Annotated in this window: 15 protein-coding genes; 5 read left to right on the top strand and 10 right to left on the bottom strand. The window is 74.2% G+C overall.

What is annotated here, in order from left to right:
- Positions 1–98: 98 nt before the first annotated feature.
- Positions 99–404 (bottom strand): 4a-hydroxytetrahydrobiopterin dehydratase, encoded by a 306-nt coding sequence (locus IE106_RS20395; protein WP_189536135.1) that lies wholly within the window; start codon positions 402–404, stop codon positions 99–101.
- A 103-nt stretch (positions 405–507) separates the two neighbouring features.
- On the opposite strand from IE106_RS20395, the gene IE106_RS20390 reads away from it, so the two are divergent.
- Positions 508–1323 (top strand): helix-turn-helix domain-containing protein, encoded by an 816-nt coding sequence (locus tag IE106_RS20390; RefSeq protein ID WP_189536133.1) that lies wholly within the window; start codon positions 508–510, stop codon positions 1321–1323.
- A gap of 4 nt (positions 1324–1327) precedes the next feature.
- Here IE106_RS20390 and IE106_RS20385 read toward each other — a convergent pair whose 3' ends face one another.
- From IE106_RS20385 to ctaD, 5 genes are all read right to left on the bottom strand, one after another.
- Positions 1328–1750: a hypothetical protein gene (locus tag IE106_RS20385; protein WP_189536132.1), complete on the bottom strand. Its 423-nt coding sequence runs from the start codon at positions 1748–1750 to the stop codon at positions 1328–1330.
- 309 nt (positions 1751–2059) lie between these two features.
- A complete protein-coding gene (locus IE106_RS20380) occupies positions 2060–3220 on the bottom strand; it encodes a zinc-dependent alcohol dehydrogenase (RefSeq protein WP_229840629.1) in 1161 nt (386 codons plus the stop codon).
- A 20-nt stretch (positions 3221–3240) separates the two neighbouring features.
- The gene (locus IE106_RS20375) at positions 3241–3714 is read right to left on the bottom strand and encodes a hypothetical protein (protein ID WP_189536127.1); all 474 of its coding nucleotides are present in this window, start codon (positions 3712–3714) and stop codon (positions 3241–3243) included.
- Positions 3715–3922: 208 nt separating this feature from the next.
- Positions 3923–4282 carry a hypothetical protein gene (locus IE106_RS20370; RefSeq protein WP_229840627.1) on the bottom strand — a complete coding sequence of 120 codons (360 nt, stop codon included), beginning with the start codon at positions 4280–4282 and terminating at the stop codon, positions 3923–3925.
- Positions 4279–5994, bottom strand: coding sequence for an aa3-type cytochrome oxidase subunit I (gene ctaD, locus IE106_RS20365; protein ID WP_229840626.1), 1716 nt, complete (start codon positions 5992–5994; stop codon positions 4279–4281). Before ctaD ends, IE106_RS20370 begins: the two co-directional genes overlap by 4 nt.
- On the opposite strand from ctaD, the gene IE106_RS31100 reads away from it, so the two are divergent.
- Positions 5945–6601 (top strand): STAS domain-containing protein, encoded by a 657-nt coding sequence (locus IE106_RS31100; protein ID WP_506004944.1) that lies wholly within the window; start codon positions 5945–5947, stop codon positions 6599–6601. The genes ctaD and IE106_RS31100 overlap by 50 nt on opposite strands.
- A gap of 227 nt (positions 6602–6828) precedes the next feature.
- On the opposite strand, the gene IE106_RS20355 is transcribed toward IE106_RS31100, so the two are convergent.
- Positions 6829–7275 (bottom strand): DUF4383 domain-containing protein, encoded by a 447-nt coding sequence (locus IE106_RS20355; protein WP_189536122.1) that lies wholly within the window; start codon positions 7273–7275, stop codon positions 6829–6831.
- A 228-nt stretch (positions 7276–7503) separates the two neighbouring features.
- Here IE106_RS20355 and tdh point away from each other — a divergent pair, with 228 nt between their 5' ends.
- From tdh to IE106_RS20340, 3 genes are all read left to right on the top strand, one after another.
- Positions 7504–8532, top strand: a complete 1029-nt coding sequence (tdh, locus tag IE106_RS20350) for an L-threonine 3-dehydrogenase (protein WP_189536120.1) — start codon at positions 7504–7506, stop codon at positions 8530–8532.
- Between the two features lie 84 nt (positions 8533–8616).
- Positions 8617–9810: a glycine C-acetyltransferase gene (locus IE106_RS20345; protein WP_189536118.1), complete on the top strand. Its 1194-nt coding sequence runs from the start codon at positions 8617–8619 to the stop codon at positions 9808–9810.
- Positions 9811–9913: 103 nt separating this feature from the next.
- Positions 9914–10837 carry a LysR family transcriptional regulator gene (locus IE106_RS20340; RefSeq protein WP_189536116.1) on the top strand — a complete coding sequence of 308 codons (924 nt, stop codon included), beginning with the start codon at positions 9914–9916 and terminating at the stop codon, positions 10835–10837.
- 152 nt (positions 10838–10989) lie between these two features.
- Here the strand turns inward: IE106_RS20340 and IE106_RS20335 are convergent, their stop codons facing one another.
- The 3 genes from IE106_RS20335 to IE106_RS20325 all read right to left on the bottom strand — a co-directional run bounded on the left by IE106_RS20335 (position 10990) and on the right by IE106_RS20325 (position 15088).
- Positions 10990–12387, bottom strand: coding sequence for an amino acid permease (locus IE106_RS20335; RefSeq protein WP_189536115.1), 1398 nt, complete (start codon positions 12385–12387; stop codon positions 10990–10992).
- A 67-nt stretch (positions 12388–12454) separates the two neighbouring features.
- Complete coding sequence (locus IE106_RS20330) at positions 12455–14572, bottom strand: phage holin family protein (RefSeq protein ID WP_189536113.1); 2118 nt, start codon at positions 14570–14572, stop codon at positions 12455–12457.
- A gap of 111 nt (positions 14573–14683) precedes the next feature.
- Entirely contained in the window at positions 14684–15088 is a 405-nt protein-coding gene (locus IE106_RS20325; protein ID WP_189536111.1) for a hypothetical protein, read from the bottom strand.
- Between the last annotated feature and the right edge of the window lie 26 nt (positions 15089–15114).

The raw sequence follows: 15114 nt of genomic DNA, 5'->3' as shown, positions 1-15114 counted from the left end.
CGAACGGCGCTCCCCCGGGCCGGCGCCCCGGGTCCGTCCGCACGCGGCGCCCGGCGCGGGGGCGCCGCGCGAGGGGGCCGCGGCCGGCCGGCGGGGCGTCAGGAGGCGCCGTGCGCCGCGGCGACGGCGTCGACGCGCGACGCCAGTTCGAAGTCCCGCTCGGTGACGGCGCCGCCCGCGTCGTGGGTGTTCACCGACAGGGCGACCGTGTCGTAGCCGAGGGTCAGGTCGGAGTGGTGGTTCAGTTCGTCCTGCACGCGGGCGACGTGGACGACCATCGCGGCGGCCGCGAAGTGCGTGGCGAGGCGGTACGTACGGGCGATCCGGTCGCCCGCGAGGGACCAGCCGGGCAGTTCGCGCAGCCGGTCCTCGATCTCCTTCTGCGACAGCGGTTCGGTGGGCATGTCCCGTGCTCCTTCCGGTTCGGTGCCGGTGGCGCTCCCGACCTTACGGTCCCGGTACCCGCCGCTCGTGGTCAACACGGCGGACTCGGCTACCGTCTGCGGTATGACAACGGTCGCGACGGTCACGGGTGTGGGGGCTCTGCTGCGGGAGTGGCGGGAGCGGCGGCGGCTGAGCCAGCTGGAGCTGGCGCTGCGCGCGGACTCGTCGGCCCGGCACATCTCGTTCGTGGAGACGGGCCGGTCACGGCCGAGCGAGGAGATGGTCCTGCGCCTCGCCGAGCACCTGGACGTGCCGGTGCGGGAGCGCAACGCCCTGCTGCTGGCGGCCGGTTACGCGCCGAGGTACACCGAGTCGGCGCTGGACGGCCCGGAGCTGGGGCCGCTGCGCGAGGGCATCGACCGGCTCCTGGCGGGGTACGACCCGTACCCGGCGGTCGTCGTGGACGGGTCGTACGCGGTGCTGGCCGCGAACCGGGGTGCGGGCCTCCTGCTGGACGGGCTGCCCGGGCACCTGCTGGAGCAGCCCAACGCCATGCGGATCACCCTGCACCCGGAGGGCCTGGCGCCGAGGATCCGCAACCTGCGGGAGTGGCGCGGCCACCTGCTGGCCCAGATGGAGCGGCAGATCGCCCTGGACCGGTCCGAGCTGCTGCGGAGGCTGTACGAGGAGGTCGCCGCGTACCCGGTGGCCGGCGGCCGGGACGCGGCGGACGGCGGGCGGGAGGAGCCGGAGCCGTACCCGTACTTCGCGCTGCCGCTGCGGATCGAGGTGGCCGGGCGGGTGCTGTCGTTCGTGTCGTCGATCTCGACGTTCAACACGCCGATGGACGTGACGGTCGCCGAGCTGGCCATCGAGACGTTCCTCCCGGCCGACGCGGCGACCGCCGCGTTCCTCCGCTCCGTGCCGCTGCCCGGCTGACGGGTCAGCGGCCCGCGCCCCAGGCGCGCAGGGAGGTCCACTGCAGTACGGCGAACCCGGCGACGGTCGCGGCCTGGACGGGGATCCACACGGTGCCGGCGGTGCTGGGCTCCAGCCAGGCGACGAGCGCGACGAGGCTGAGCGCGGCCCACACGGCGTTGACGTCGACGACGGCCGTGACGGCCGCGGCGGGCGGGCGCCGCCGGGAGGCGAGCGCGGCGACGGCGGCGGCGTACGCGAGGAGGAAGACGCCCAGGGCGAGCAGCAGCGTGGCGTCCACGCCGAGCAGCCGCCCGAGCGGGCCGGACGCCGCGGCGTAGGCGAGGCCGTTCGCCCCGGTGACGACCGCGTCGAGGGCGAGGAACCGGCGCAGCATGGCACGCGGTTCGGTGGTGCGGGAAAGGCCGGCGAGCAGGGCCTGGGACATGGCGGGTCACCCTCCATCGGGGTCGTACGCGGTCGCGGGGCCGGACGCCGGGCGGAGTGCGCCGCCCGGTGTCCGGTACGACCCACCCTGCCGGTCGGCCGCCACCGGGTCGATTACTCCGGAGGTAATGACCGCGGGGCGCCGGCCCGCCGCACCCCGGCCCGTCCGGGGACGGCCCGCCCCGTACGAGGCCGGGCCGTCCCCGGACGGGCCCCGGGCGCGGGCCGACGCGGGCACCCGGGTCCGGGGCGTCCTACCGGTGCCGCCCGCCTCCGCGCCGCGCGCGTGCCCCGCCGTGCGGGCCGCCGGTCACCCGGTCCGTCCCGGGCCGGTGAAGACGGCGCGGACGCATCCGTCGCTCTTCTCCTTGAACATGTCGTACCCCTCCACGGCCCGTTCCAGGGGCATCGTGTGGGTCGCCAGGTGCGCGGTGCTGATCTCTCCCCTGGCCATGCGGTCCAGGAGCATGGGGATGTACCGCTGGCCGTGCTGCTGCGCGCCGCGCACGGTGAGGCCCTTGTTGACGACCGCGCCGAGGGGGAACTTGTCCACCATCCCCGCGAACACGCCGAGGACGAACACGGTGCCGCCCTTGCGGCAGGCGTGGACGGCCTGGCGGACGGCGGTCGGCCGGTCGGTCTGGAGGCGCAGCTGCTGCTTGACCTGGTCGTACAGGTGCATCGGCCCGTCGCTGTGGGCCTCCATGCCGACCGCTTCGATGCACACGTCGGGTCCGCGGCCGCCGGTGCGTTCGCGTAGTTCGGCGGCGACGTCGGTGGAGGTGTAGTCCAGCGTCTCGGAGCCGATGTGGCGCTCGGTCATCTCCAGCCGCTCCGGGATTCGGTCGATGGAGATCACCCGTTCGGCGCCCAGCAGGATCGCGGCGCGCGCCGCCATCTGCCCGACGGCGCCGCAGCCCCACACCGCGACGACGTCGCCCGGCTTGACGCCGCCGAGGTCGGCGCCCATCCAGCCGGTCGGCACGGAGTCCGACGCGAACAGGGCGCTGACGTCGTCGACGCCGTCGGGCACCGGGAAGGCCCCGTAGTCGGCGAAGGGGACGCGGACGTACTCGGCGTGGCTTCCGCGCAGGCCGCCCATGGCGTGCGAGTAGCCGAAGATGCCGCCGGACTCGTAGCCGAACAGGGCCTGGCCGATGCCGGGGTTGGTGTTGGTGTTGTCGCACAGGGACCACAGGTCGTTGGCGCAGTACCAGCAGCGCCCGCAGCCGACGAAGGAGGCGACGACGACCCGGTCGCCGACCTTGTGGCGCCGCACCGCGCTCCCCGTCTCCACGACCTCGCCGAGGAACTCGTGGCCGATCACGTCACCGGCGCGCATCGCGGGGATGTACCCGCCGATCAGGTGCAGGTCGGAGCCGCACGTCGTGCCGGCGACGAGCCGGACGATGACGTCCTGGTCGTTGCGCAGCTCGGGGTCGGGCACCTGCTCGACGGACAGCTCGTTCACGCCTTGCCAGCACAGCGCCTTCACAGCACTCCCTCCCCGCCCGAGCGGCGGGCGACCATGCCGATGGCCTTCCCGACCGGGGTCTCCTTGGTGGTGGGCGGAGTGTCCGGCAGCATGACCTCGCCCGCCTCCAGGATCGCCTTGGCCTCCCGCAGGGCGGTCCTCACCTCCTGGCGGGGGTCCTCGCCGGCGAGGCGGCCCGGCAGGGAGGTCTCCGCGTCGGAAGGGGTCTCCCTCAGCCGTACCGCCAGTTCGGCGCCCCGGTCCCCCGGGGCGGGGCGCACCCGGGCCTCCAGCCGGTCGGCCATCCGGTCCAGGGGTTGGGGCAGCGTGCCGTCGGGCATGACGTCCGTCGGCGCGCGGTTGATCGTGACGGTCAGCCACCGGTCGGCGGACTCGTCGCCGGCGGCGGCCCGCGACCGGGTCCGGCGGGCCGCGACGGCCCCCGTACCGACGGCCGCCGCCACCACGAGAGCGGACTTGACGTGCTTCACCGGGCACCTCCTTCGTGGGGATCTGGCTCTGGAAACGCCCCTCACCGGTGCTCTTCGCGGGCGTGGGCGAACGGCGTCCACCCGTCGAGTGCCCCGTGGGGCCCGTACGACACGGGACCGCGCCCGGGGTGTCCCCGGGGGCGGTCCCGACGGCCGGTGGCGGAGCGTGACGGGCGAGGCGGGGCCGCCGGTCACGCAGGTTCCCACCTCACCCGGCGATGATCCGGACGCCGGCGCACAGTGCCGCCGCGGTGACGAGCGAGGCGACGCTCGCGCACAGGAGGCGCCGCCGCAGGCGCGTGTAGCGCGCGGTGTACTCGGCCCGCAGTTCGACGCAGCGGTCGGCGACCGCCCGCAGGGCCCTCTTCGACACCTCGACGCGCTCCTCCGCGTAGAGGCGGGCGACCTCCTCGTGCTGGGCGGTGGTCAGCCAGGGCATGCGGCGCGCGAACGCCTCGCCCTCCTCGCGGGCCTTGAGCAGTTCCGCCCGGGCCAGGAGGTAGCCCTCGATGCGGTTGATGCCCTCGGCCGTCTCGCGGCTCGTCACCGAGGCGGTCGTGCGCGTCACCGCTCCTCCTCGCCGCCCGACGCGGCGGACGTCCCCTTCTCGGGTTCGATCACGTCCCGGCGGCCTCCCGTCTCCTGTGCCCGGAGGGCGGTGATCTCGGGGTGGTGCAGGTCGAAGGCGGGGGACTCGGAGCGGATCCGGGGCAGGGTGAGGAAGTTGTGGCGGGGCGGCGGGCACGACGTCGCCCATTCGAGGGAGCGGCCGTAGCCCCAGGGGTCGTCCACCTCGACCCGCTCGCCGACCTTGGCCGTCTTCCAGAGGTTGTAGAGGAACGGCAGGGTGGACAGGCCCAGCAGGAAGGCGCCGATGGAGGAGAGCATGTTGAGGCCGGTGAAGCCGTCGGCGGCGAGGTAGTCGGCGTACCGGCGGGGCATGCCCTCGGCACCCAGCCAGTGCTGGACGAGGAAGGTCAGGTGGAAGCCGACGAAGAGGGACCAGAAGTGGATCTTCTCCAGTCGCGCGTCGAGCATCTTGCCGGTCATCTTCGGCCACCAGAAGCTGAATCCGGCGAACATGGCGAAGACGATGGTGCCGAACAGGACGTAGTGGAAGTGGGCGACGACGAAGTAGGTGTCGTGGACGTGCCAGTCCAGGGGCGGTGAGCCGAGGATGATGCCGGTCAGCCCGCCGAAGAGGAAGGTGACCAGGAAGCCCACGGCCCACAGCATGGGCGGCTCGAAGCTGAGCGAGCCCTTCCACATGGTGCCGATCCAGTTGAAGAACTTCACGCCGGTCGGCACGGCGATGAGGAAGGTCATGAAGGAGAAGAACGGCAGCAGCACCGCCCCGGTGGCGAACATGTGGTGCGCCCACACCGTCACCGACAGGCCGGCGATGGCGATCGTGGCGGCCACCAGTCCGATGTAGCCGAACAGCGGCTTGCGGGAGAAGACCGGGATGACCTCGCTGACCACCCCGAAGAACGGCAGGGCGAGGATGTAGACCTCCGGGTGGCCGAAGAACCAGAACAGGTGCTGCCACAGCAGCGCGCCGCCGTTCTCCGGATCGAAGACGTGCGCGCCCAGCTGGCGGTCGGCCTCCAGGGCGAACAGGGCGGCGGCCAGGACGGGGAAGGCGAGCAGCACCAGCAACGAGGTGAGCAGCACGTTCCAGGTGAAGATCGGCATGCGGAACATCGTCATGCCGGGGGCCCGCATGCAGATGATCGTGGTCATGAAGTTGACCGCGCCGAGGATCGTGCCGAACCCGGACAGCGCCAGCCCCATGATCCACATGTCGCCGCCGGCGTAGGGCGTGCGCTCCCCGCCGCTGAGGGGGGTGTAGGCCGTCCACCCGAAGTCCGCCGTGCCGTGGGTCGTCAGCAGGCCGGCGACGACGATGAGGCCGCCGAAGAGGAACAGCCAGTACGACAGCATGTTCAGCCGGGGGAAGGCCACGTCCGGGGCGCCGATCTGCAGCGGCATGATCGCGTTGGCGAACCCGGCGAAGGTCGGGGTCGCGAACAGCAGCAGCATGATCGTGCCGTGCAGGGTGAAGGTCTGGTTGTACTGCTCGTTGGAGAGCAGCTGGAGACCGGGACGCGCCAGCTCCGCACGGAGCATCAGAGCCAGGAGACCACCGAACAGGAAGAAGCCGAACGACGTGATCAGGTAGAGGTGCCCGATCTTCTTGTGGTCCGTCGTGGTGAGCCAGTCGACGACGATGCGCCCCACTCCGCGCCCCTTCACGGGCACGAGGGTGGGCGGGTCCATGGATGCGACCATGCGAAACCCCATCCGGGCGGTCGGTGGTGATCGGAAAAGAACGGGCGTCCGTGTTCCCCCGCCGCCCCGCGGCAAACACGGCGTTCGGGCACGTGTCGCCGACGGCCCCGGGCGGGGCCTCCGGGCGGCGGGGGCCGCCCTGCCGTGGGGACACCGCCCGGGGCCGGTTACGGCCCTCCCGGGAGGGAACCCGTCGGCGGTGGGACGGCGCGGAGGAACGGGCGGGCCGGCCGGCCGGAGCCGGCGGCGGGAGGCGGGGCCGGCCCATCTCGTCGCCACGGTCACCGGGTCGCACGAGGACCGGCCGGTGGTGGCGGTGATCGGTGAACTCGACGCCGCCCAGGTCCCCCACCTGCACGCCACCCTGCTCGCGGCCCTGGACTCATCGAGCGGCCTCGACCTCGACCTGTCGGCGGTGTCGGTCTGCGACCGGGCGGTCCTCCACCTCCTCCTCGCCGTCCACCGGCGTGCCGTGGCCGAGGGGAAGCCCTTCGTCCTGACCGGCAGCAGCCGGGCCGTGCGGCTCGTCGCACGGCCCGCCCACGCCGGACACCTCCTCGACGTGCCCGGCCACGCCGGGGTAATGCGCGGATGAGGACGCCCGGGGCGCCGGGGCGGGCACGGGCGGAAGCGGGCGCCGGGCGCCGCGGAGGGCCCGACGTACCCGCGTGGGGAGTGGTGGCCACCGCTCCCCACCTTGTCCGGCCGCCGGTCCGGCGGGGGCTCACGGGGCGGTCCGGTGGCGCGTGGTCACGCCACTGCCGGACCGAACCGCTCCCGCGGGACCCCTGCGCGGTCCCCCGTACCGAAGGGCCCGCCCTCCTACCGGCCGGCAGGACGGCCGCGGGTCAGCAGGACACCCAGGGCGATCATGGCCACCCCGAGGACGAAGTGCAGCCAGTTGTCGGCGGTGTTCACGGGCACGAAGTTGGCGGCGCTGTCGTGGTCGATGATCAGGCCGTAGATCCACAGGATCAGGTAGACGACGCCGCCCCCGATGAGGAAGGTACGGGCGGTGGGGGCCGCGCGGGACATGAGGATGCCCGCGAGCCCGAACAGCAGGTGCACGATGTTGTGCAGGATCGACACCTGGAACAGGCCCAGCAGCTTGGCCTCGGAGTGGTGCTCGGCGAACTTCATCGTGTCGTAGTCCGTCGTGATCCCGGGGATGAAGCCGAGGATTCCCACCAGCAGGAACACCGCGCCCACCAGGAGCGCGGCCTGCTGTACGGGGGTGCGTGCGGCCGCCGTACGGGGGTGAGTGGTCATGAGCCGACCTCTTTCTCGCGGGGCGGCGGGTGCCGCCGTCCGGCTCTCACGACGCCGACTACCCCTCACCCGGCCTTTCAGCCCCGTCGGGGCGGGACTCGTCACCCGCCCGGCGGGCGCGCGTGAAGCTGGGCTGTGGGACCGCTTAAGAAAACCTCGATGGACGCGGCCCCTCCGGGTCGGCAGATTGGTCGCGTCCGCCCCTCCCTCCCGCCTGGAGTCACCGCGATGAAGGCCCTTGTCAAGCAGAAGGCCGAGCCCGGCCTGTGGCTGATCGACGTCCCCGAGCCCGAGACGGGCCCCGGCGACGTGCTGATCAAGGTGCTGCGCACCGGTATCTGCGGGACCGACCTGCACATCCGCGCGTGGGACGGCTGGGCCCGGCAGGCCGTGTCGACGCCGCTGGTCCTCGGCCACGAGTTCGTCGGCGAGGTCGCCGCGGTCGGCTCCGGCGTGCGGGACGTCGCGGTCGGCGACCTGGTCAGCGGCGAGGGCCACCTCGTGTGCGGCAAGTGCCGCAACTGCCTGGCGGGCCGCCGCCACCTGTGCCGCGCCACGGTCGGGCTGGGCGTCGGGCGGGACGGGGCGTTCGCCGAGTACGTGGCGCTGCCCGCGTCCAACGTGTGGGTGCACCGCACGGAGGTGGACCTCGACATCGCGGCCATCTTCGACCCGTTCGGCAACGCGGTGCACACGGCGCTGTCGTTCCCGCTCGTCGGCGAGGACGTGCTGATCACGGGGGCCGGGCCGATCGGCATCATGGCGGCGGCCGTGGCCCGGCACGCCGGCGCGCGCAACGTGGTGATCACCGACGTGAGCGAGCCCCGGCTGGAGCTGGCCCGCAAGGTCGGCGCGACCCTCGCGGTGAACGTCGCGCGGACGAGCATCGCGGACGCGCAGAAGCAGCTGGGGCTGCGGGAGGGCTTCGACGTCGGCCTGGAGATGTCCGGCCGCCCCGAGGCGATGCGCGACATGGTCGCCAACATGACGCACGGCGGGCGCATCGCGATGCTCGGCCTGCCGGCGGAGGAGTTCCCGGTCGACTGGTCGAAGATCGTGACGTCGATGATCACGGTCAAGGGCATCTACGGCCGGGAGATGTTCGAGACGTGGTACGCGATGACGGTGCTGCTGGAGGGCGGCCTCGACCTGAGCCCGGTGGTCACCGGCACGTACGCGTACAAGGACTTCGACGCCGCGTTCGACGAGGCGGCGACGGCCCGCAGCGGCAAGATCATCCTCAACTGGGACGCGTGACGGGCCCCGCCCCCTCCGCACCCGCACCCGCACCCGCACCCGCACCCGCACCCGCAGCCACCGCGATTCCTAGGAGCACCCCTCATGTTCGTGTCCGTGCGTGACGAACTGCGCGCCACCCTCGACGAGATCCGCGACGCCGGGCTGTACAAGCCCGAGCGGGTCATCGGCACCCCGCAGTCGGCGTCCGTCGGCGTCACGGCGGGCGGCGCGCCCGGTGACGTGCTGAACTTCTGCGCCAACAACTACCTGGGCCTCGCCGACCACCCCGAGGTCGTCGCGGCGGCCAAGGACGCCCTGGACCGGTGGGGCTACGGCATGGCGTCCGTGCGGTTCATCTGCGGCACCCAGGAGATCCACAAGGAGCTGGAGCGGAGGCTGTCGGCGTTCCTCGGCCAGGAGGACACGATCCTGTACTCCTCCTGCTTCGACGCGAACGGCGGCGTCTTCGAGACGCTCCTCGGCCCCGAGGACGCGGTGATCTCCGACGCCCTGAACCACGCGTCGATCATCGACGGCATCCGCCTGTCGAAGGCCGCCCGGTACCGGTACGCCAACCGCGACATGGCCGAGCTGGAGGCCCGGCTGAAGGAGGCGGCGGGCGCCCGGCGCCGGCTGATCGTCACCGACGGCGTGTTCTCGATGGACGGCTACGTGGCGCCGCTGCGGGAGATCTGCGACCTCGCCGACCGGTACGACGCGATGGTCATGGTCGACGACTCGCACGCCGTCGGGTTCGTCGGCGCGGGCGGCCGGGGCACGCCGGAGCTGCACGGCGTGATGGACCGCGTGGACGTCGTCACGGGCACGCTCGGCAAGGCGCTGGGCGGCGCGTCCGGCGGCTACGTGGCGGCGCGCGCCGAGATCGTGGAGCTGCTGCGCCAGCGGTCCCGCCCGTACCTGTTCTCCAACTCGCTCGCCCCGGTGATCGCCGCCGCGTCACTGAAGGTCCTCGACCTGCTGGAGTCGGCGGGCGACCTGCGGGAGCGGCTCGACGCGAACACGAAGCTGTTCCGTACGCGGATGGCGGAGGAGGGCTTCGAGATCCTGCCCGGCGACCACGCGATCGCGCCCGTGATGATCGGGGACGCGGCGAAGGCGGGGCGGATGGCGGAGCTGCTGCTGGAGCGCGGCGTGTACGTGATCGGCTTCTCGTACCCGGTCGTGCCGATGGGCCAGGCCCGGATCCGGGTGCAGCTGTCGGCGGCGCACTCCACGGCGGACGTGGAGCGCGCGGTGGCGGCGTTCGTGGACGCCCGGGCGGCGATGGACGCGTGAGGTGCGGCCCGGCGGCCGGGGCGGCGGACGCGTGAGGTGCGGCCCGGCGGCCGGGGCGGCGGACGGGTGAGGCCCGCCCCGGCGGCCGGGTGACAATGGCAGGGTGATCGACCCCCGCCGGCTGCGCATACTGCGGGCCGCGGCGGACCACCGCACGGTGACCGCCGCCGCCGCAGCGCTGTACCTCACGCCGTCCGCCGTCTCCCAGCAGCTCGCCGCGCTGGAGCAGGAGACGGGGCACACCCTGCTGACCCGCAGCGGCCGGGGCGTGCGGCTCACCCCGGCCGGGGAGATCCTGCTGGAGCACGCCAACGAGGTGCTGGCGCAGCTGGAGCGCGCCGAGGCGGAGCTCGCGGCGTACGCGGACGGGACGGCCGGCGAGGTGTCGGTCGCGGCGTTCGCGACGGGCATCGCGGAGGTGCTGGCCCCGGCGATCGGGCGGCTGGCGGAGCGGCACCCGGGGATCCGGCTGCGGGTGCGGGACGCGGAGGGCGACGAGTCGCTGCCGCTCGTCCTGGACGGCGAGGCCGACCTGGCCCTGGCCGTGGAGTACCGGGGCGCCCCGCGCGAGGGCGACCGGCGGCTGGCGCGGGTGCCGCTGTACGCGGAGCCGTTCGACGCGGTGCTGCACGCGGGCCATCCGCTGGCGCAGGAGCCGGAGGTCGCGCTGGCCGCGCTCGCGGGCAGCGACTGGATCGGCCAGTCACCCGGCAACCCGTGCCACGACATGGTGCTGCTCGCCTGCGAGCTGGCGGGTTTCGGGCCGCGGCTGGTGCACGTGTCGGACGACTTCCGCGCGGTCGTGGCGCTCGCGGGCGCGGGTGCGGGGGTGGCGCTCGTGCCGCGTTCGGCGCTGCGCGGCATCGAACTGAAGGACGTGGTGGTCCGGCCGGTGGCGGGCCCGGCGGCGTTCCGCCGGGTGTTCGCCGCGGTGCGGCGGGGCGCGGAGGAGCACCCGCTGATCCGGCCGGTCCTGGAGGCGCTGGCGCGGTCCGCGGCGGGCCTGTCGGCGCCCGGCGCGGGCTGAACCCCGGTACCGCCCGGCGCCGACCGGACCCCGGGCCCGACGGCTCGGATACCGCCCGGCGCCGACCGGACCCCGGTCCTGCCCGGACCGGGGGCTTCGGCACCGCCCGGCCCGGCGACTCGGCCGCCGCCGGTGCGCCGGGCGGCTGCGCGTCAGGCGGCGGCGTGGTCCTCGCGGTCCCTACGGGCCGCCCTCCACGCGTACACGAGGACGCCGGCGAAGAGGAACAGCACGCCCTGGTAGACGGCGGCGTACCCGGATCCGGCGACCAGCCACAGGGAGAAGCCGAAGGCGAGCGCGGCGAGGACGCCGTCGCGGACGAGCCGCGGGCCCCGCACCCGATCGCGCTGCCCGGAGAGCAGGAAGTAGATCTGCGCCGCCGTGGACAGCAGGTAGGGGACGGTCGCCGTGAACGTGGTGACCAGGACCAGCGTCTCGAAGACGCCGTCGGAGCCGGCCGTGTAGTTGTAGACGGTCAGCAGGGACGCGAGGACGACCGTGACGAGGACGCCGACGGTCGGGACGCCCCGCCTCCGGCGGGTGAAGGCGCGCGGGAACAGCCCGTCGCGGGCGGCGGCGTACGGGGTCTGGGCGCTCAGCAGCGTCCAGCCGTTGAGGGCGCCGACCATCGACACGAGGGCCATGCAGGCGACGGCCGCGCCGCCCCAGGTGCCGCCGAACATGGCGTCCACGGCGTCGGAGAACGGCGCCGAGGAGTCGACGAGCCGGTCGTGGGCGACGGTGCCGAACACGGCGACCGTGCCGAGCAGGTACAGGACGGCGGCGCCGAGGGTGCCGAGGACGGTGGCGCGGCCGACGTTGCGGCGCGGGTCGCGGACCTCGCCGGCGCTGACGGCGGCCGACTCGACGCCGAGGTAGCTGAACAGCAGGATCGCCGCGGACGCGGACAGCGCGCCGAGCGTGCCGGAGCCGCCGCTCTGGAAGGGGCCCAGGTTGTCCGCGTCGAAGAAGAACAGCCCGCCCACCGCGACGAGCAGCAGCGGGACGAACTTCAGGACGGTGGCGACCAGCTGGACGGCGCCGACGTACCGGGTGCCGGCCAGGTTGGCGAGGGCGGGCAGCCACTGCAGAAGGAGCGCGGCGGCAATCGTCGCGGCGACCGAGTCCCGCAGCGGCAGCAGCACGTCCAGGTAGCCGACGGCGGCGACGGCGAGGGCGGCGTTGGAGACCCAGGCGGTGATCCAGTACGACCAGGCCGACAGGAACCCGGCGAAGTCGCCGAACGCCTCGCGGGCGTACACGTAGGGGCCGCCGGTGCGCGGGTGGCGCTCGGCGAGCCGCCCGAAGACCAGGGCGAGGGCGAGGGCGCCGGCGGTGAGGACGGCGAACGCGACGAGGCTGATCGTGCCGTACGGCGCGACGGACGCGGGCAGCAGGAAGATGCCGCCGCCGATGATGTTGCCCATGACCAGGGCCGTGGCGACGGGGAGGCCGAACCGCCGCGTGTGCGCGCCGTCGTCCTCCCGCGCGCCGGGGGGTGGGGTGTGCGGGGTGTCCTGCCCGGTGTCCGGGGTGATGACCGTGGTCATGAGGGTGGTGCGCCTTTCTCCGTACAAACGTCCACCATGCTCGCGTACGGCGAAACAGCGCTCCAAATCACCCGTTTTTGTCCGGTGCGAGACCGTCCACAACCGGAAATGTTCCGTCCGCTTGCCGCGGCGGCGATGATTCCTGCGTGGAGGTGACCGGCGTCTCGGCGTGTCTCCCGGGAGGGCGCCCCTCCTCCAGCCAGCGCCGCAGCACCCGGTGCACGGCCTCCGCGCCCACCAGCGCCCCGCCCTCCGCGACGGGCGCCGACAGCTCGCGCGGCCACAGCAGGAACGCCTCGGACTGGTCGCCGCCGAGCCCGCCGTGCGAACCGATCTGGTCCTCGAAGGCGTGCACCCGGTCGGTCCCCGGGTCGTACATCGAGTTGACCATGACGTCCGCGACGTGCGGGAACGCGTCGGTACGCCGGATCGCGGCGGCCACGCCCGGCCCGAACGCGGCGAGCGGCCCCGACGTGTCGGTCAGCTCGGCGACCGGCGCCTCGAACCCGTTCGCGCCGAGCACCACCGAGCCGTGCCGCTCGGAGCGCACCAGGACGAAACCGATGCCGGGGTGCCCGGCGAGGGTCCCCAGCAGCCCCGGGCAGCGGCGGTCCAGCTCCTCGCGCGACATCCGGTGCGGCACGTCGGGGAAGGACACGAGCCCCAGGTTCCCCGACGCCAGCACCACCGGACCCGCGCCGCGCGCCGGGGGCTCCCCGCCGCGCTCCCCCTCCGCCGGCCGGTGCAGGGCGCTGCGCAGCGCGCCCCGGGCCTCCGCGCCGCCGGCGCCGTGCCGCACCCGCCGGGAGACCGGCAGTCCGCAGCCCGCCCGCACGAGGTCGCGGAGCGTCAGCCCGTAGGCGCTCTCGAAGGTCTCGCCGAAGCTCTGGCCGTGGTCCGAGAGCAGGACGATCCGGTAGGGGCGCGGGGCGTGCCCGGCGGCCTTCGCGATCAGCCCGACGCACCGGTCGAGACGCTCCAGGACCTTCGCCGCGTCCCCGCCGTACGGCCCCGAGTGGTGGGCGACCTCGTCGTACGCCACCAGGTCGGCGTACACGGCCGTCCGCCCGGCCAGCACGTCGCCCATCACGGCCGCGACCACCACGTCCCGCTCCACGACCGTCGCGAAGGCCCGCACGAACGGGTACAGGCCGCCGCGCGGCACCCGCGGCCGGTCGCCCCGCAGCCGGGCGGCGAGCGACTGGCCGACCTCCCGGAACACCTCCGCGACGAACGACACGGCGGTGCGGGTGGCGTTGGCCGGGTCCCGGAAGTAGGCGAAGTACCCGGCGCGGGAGCGGGTCCCCGGGCCGCGGCGGCCGGAGACCGACAGCACCAGGGCGAGCTGCTCGGCGCCGCCGCCGAAGAGGTTGCCCCGGCTGGCCCCGTCGCCGGCGAGGAGCCCCGGGTCGCCGGTGCGGGCGGCGGCGCGGCGCTGGAGCTCGGCGGCGGCGGCGGGCCGGTTGCTCACCATGAGGCGGCCGGTGTCCTTCTCGTACCAGCGGAACGCGGGCACGTCGTGGTTGGTGCCGTGCAGCAGGGCGAGCTGGCTGGCGCCGGTCTGGCTGGACCAGTCGGTGCGCCACGGGACGAGCCGGTGCGTGACCCCCTCCCAGGCGGCGAGCGTCGGCATCAGCCCGGCGTCGAGGGCGTCGCGCAGCACGCGGTGGCCGACGCCGTCGAGCTGCAGGAAGACCGTGCCGGGCGCGGCGCCGGGCGCGGGGGCGGTGCGGCGGCCGGCGAGCCGGTACAGGCGCCGCCGGTAGGCGTCGTCGTCGCCGACGGCGAGGGCGGTGGAGGTCGCGGACGCCACGGCGGACATGACGGCGGCCACGACCACGGCGTTGTCCGGGTCGGCCTCGCCCCGCCCGTCGGGGATCAGCCAGAGCGCGACCAGCATCAGCGACCCGTTGAGGAAGAACACGAGCACGCCGAGGACGAGCGCCGGGACGAGCAGCAGCGCCCGTACGACCAGGGGCCACACCAGCGCGCCGAGCAGGCCGAACGCGCCCGCGCCCCAGGCGGCGGTGACGGCCGTGCGGGTGGCGCTGTCGCCGTCGTCGGACTGGAGCCGGAAGTCGGGGAGCGCCCCGGCGAGGACGAGCAGGGTGAGCGTCGACACGGCCCACACCACGACGACCCGCAGGGCGGCACGGCTCGCCGACCGCCACCGTCCGAGACCCACGCCATCCGCCTTTCGCCCGTTTTCGTCCGGCGGCTCCAGCGTGGCACACCGCGCCGTGGCGGCGGCCGGGCCGGGCGGCCCGGGCCGCGAGGGGGCTGCGGGGGCGGGGTGTCAGCAGCCGTCGTAGCCGGCGGTGGGCATCGACAGCCGCCGGTGCACGCGGGCCTTCGTCTCCGCGTCGTACGCGGGCTCGTCGAGACCGGCGGTCTCCAGGCGCACGCCGCGCCGCGCGCACTCGGCGGAGAAGTCCCGCGCCGACGTCAGGGCCCGTTCCAGGACGCGCTCGTTGGGCGCGACGAACAGGTCGACGGCGCCCTCCTCGACGTCCGCCCACAGGGTGCGGTGGTCGGGGCGCAGCCCGTAGAAGAGGAGCTCGCGGCTGACGACATAGCCCTTGTCGGCCGCCCACCGCTCGCACATCGCGTGCTGGCTGCGCGTGTCGACCAGGAACGGGTCGCTGTCGAGCTCCTCGAGCGGCGTCAGGCTGGCGATCGCCGCCACGCGTACGTCGTCCATGGGCCGACCCTACTCCCGACGGCGCC

Source organism: Streptomyces roseolilacinus (genome assembly GCF_014649335.1).
GTDB classification, from domain to species: Bacteria; Actinomycetota; Actinomycetes; order Streptomycetales; family Streptomycetaceae; genus Streptomyces; species Streptomyces roseolilacinus.
This window is presented reverse-complemented; position numbering and strand designations above follow the sequence as displayed.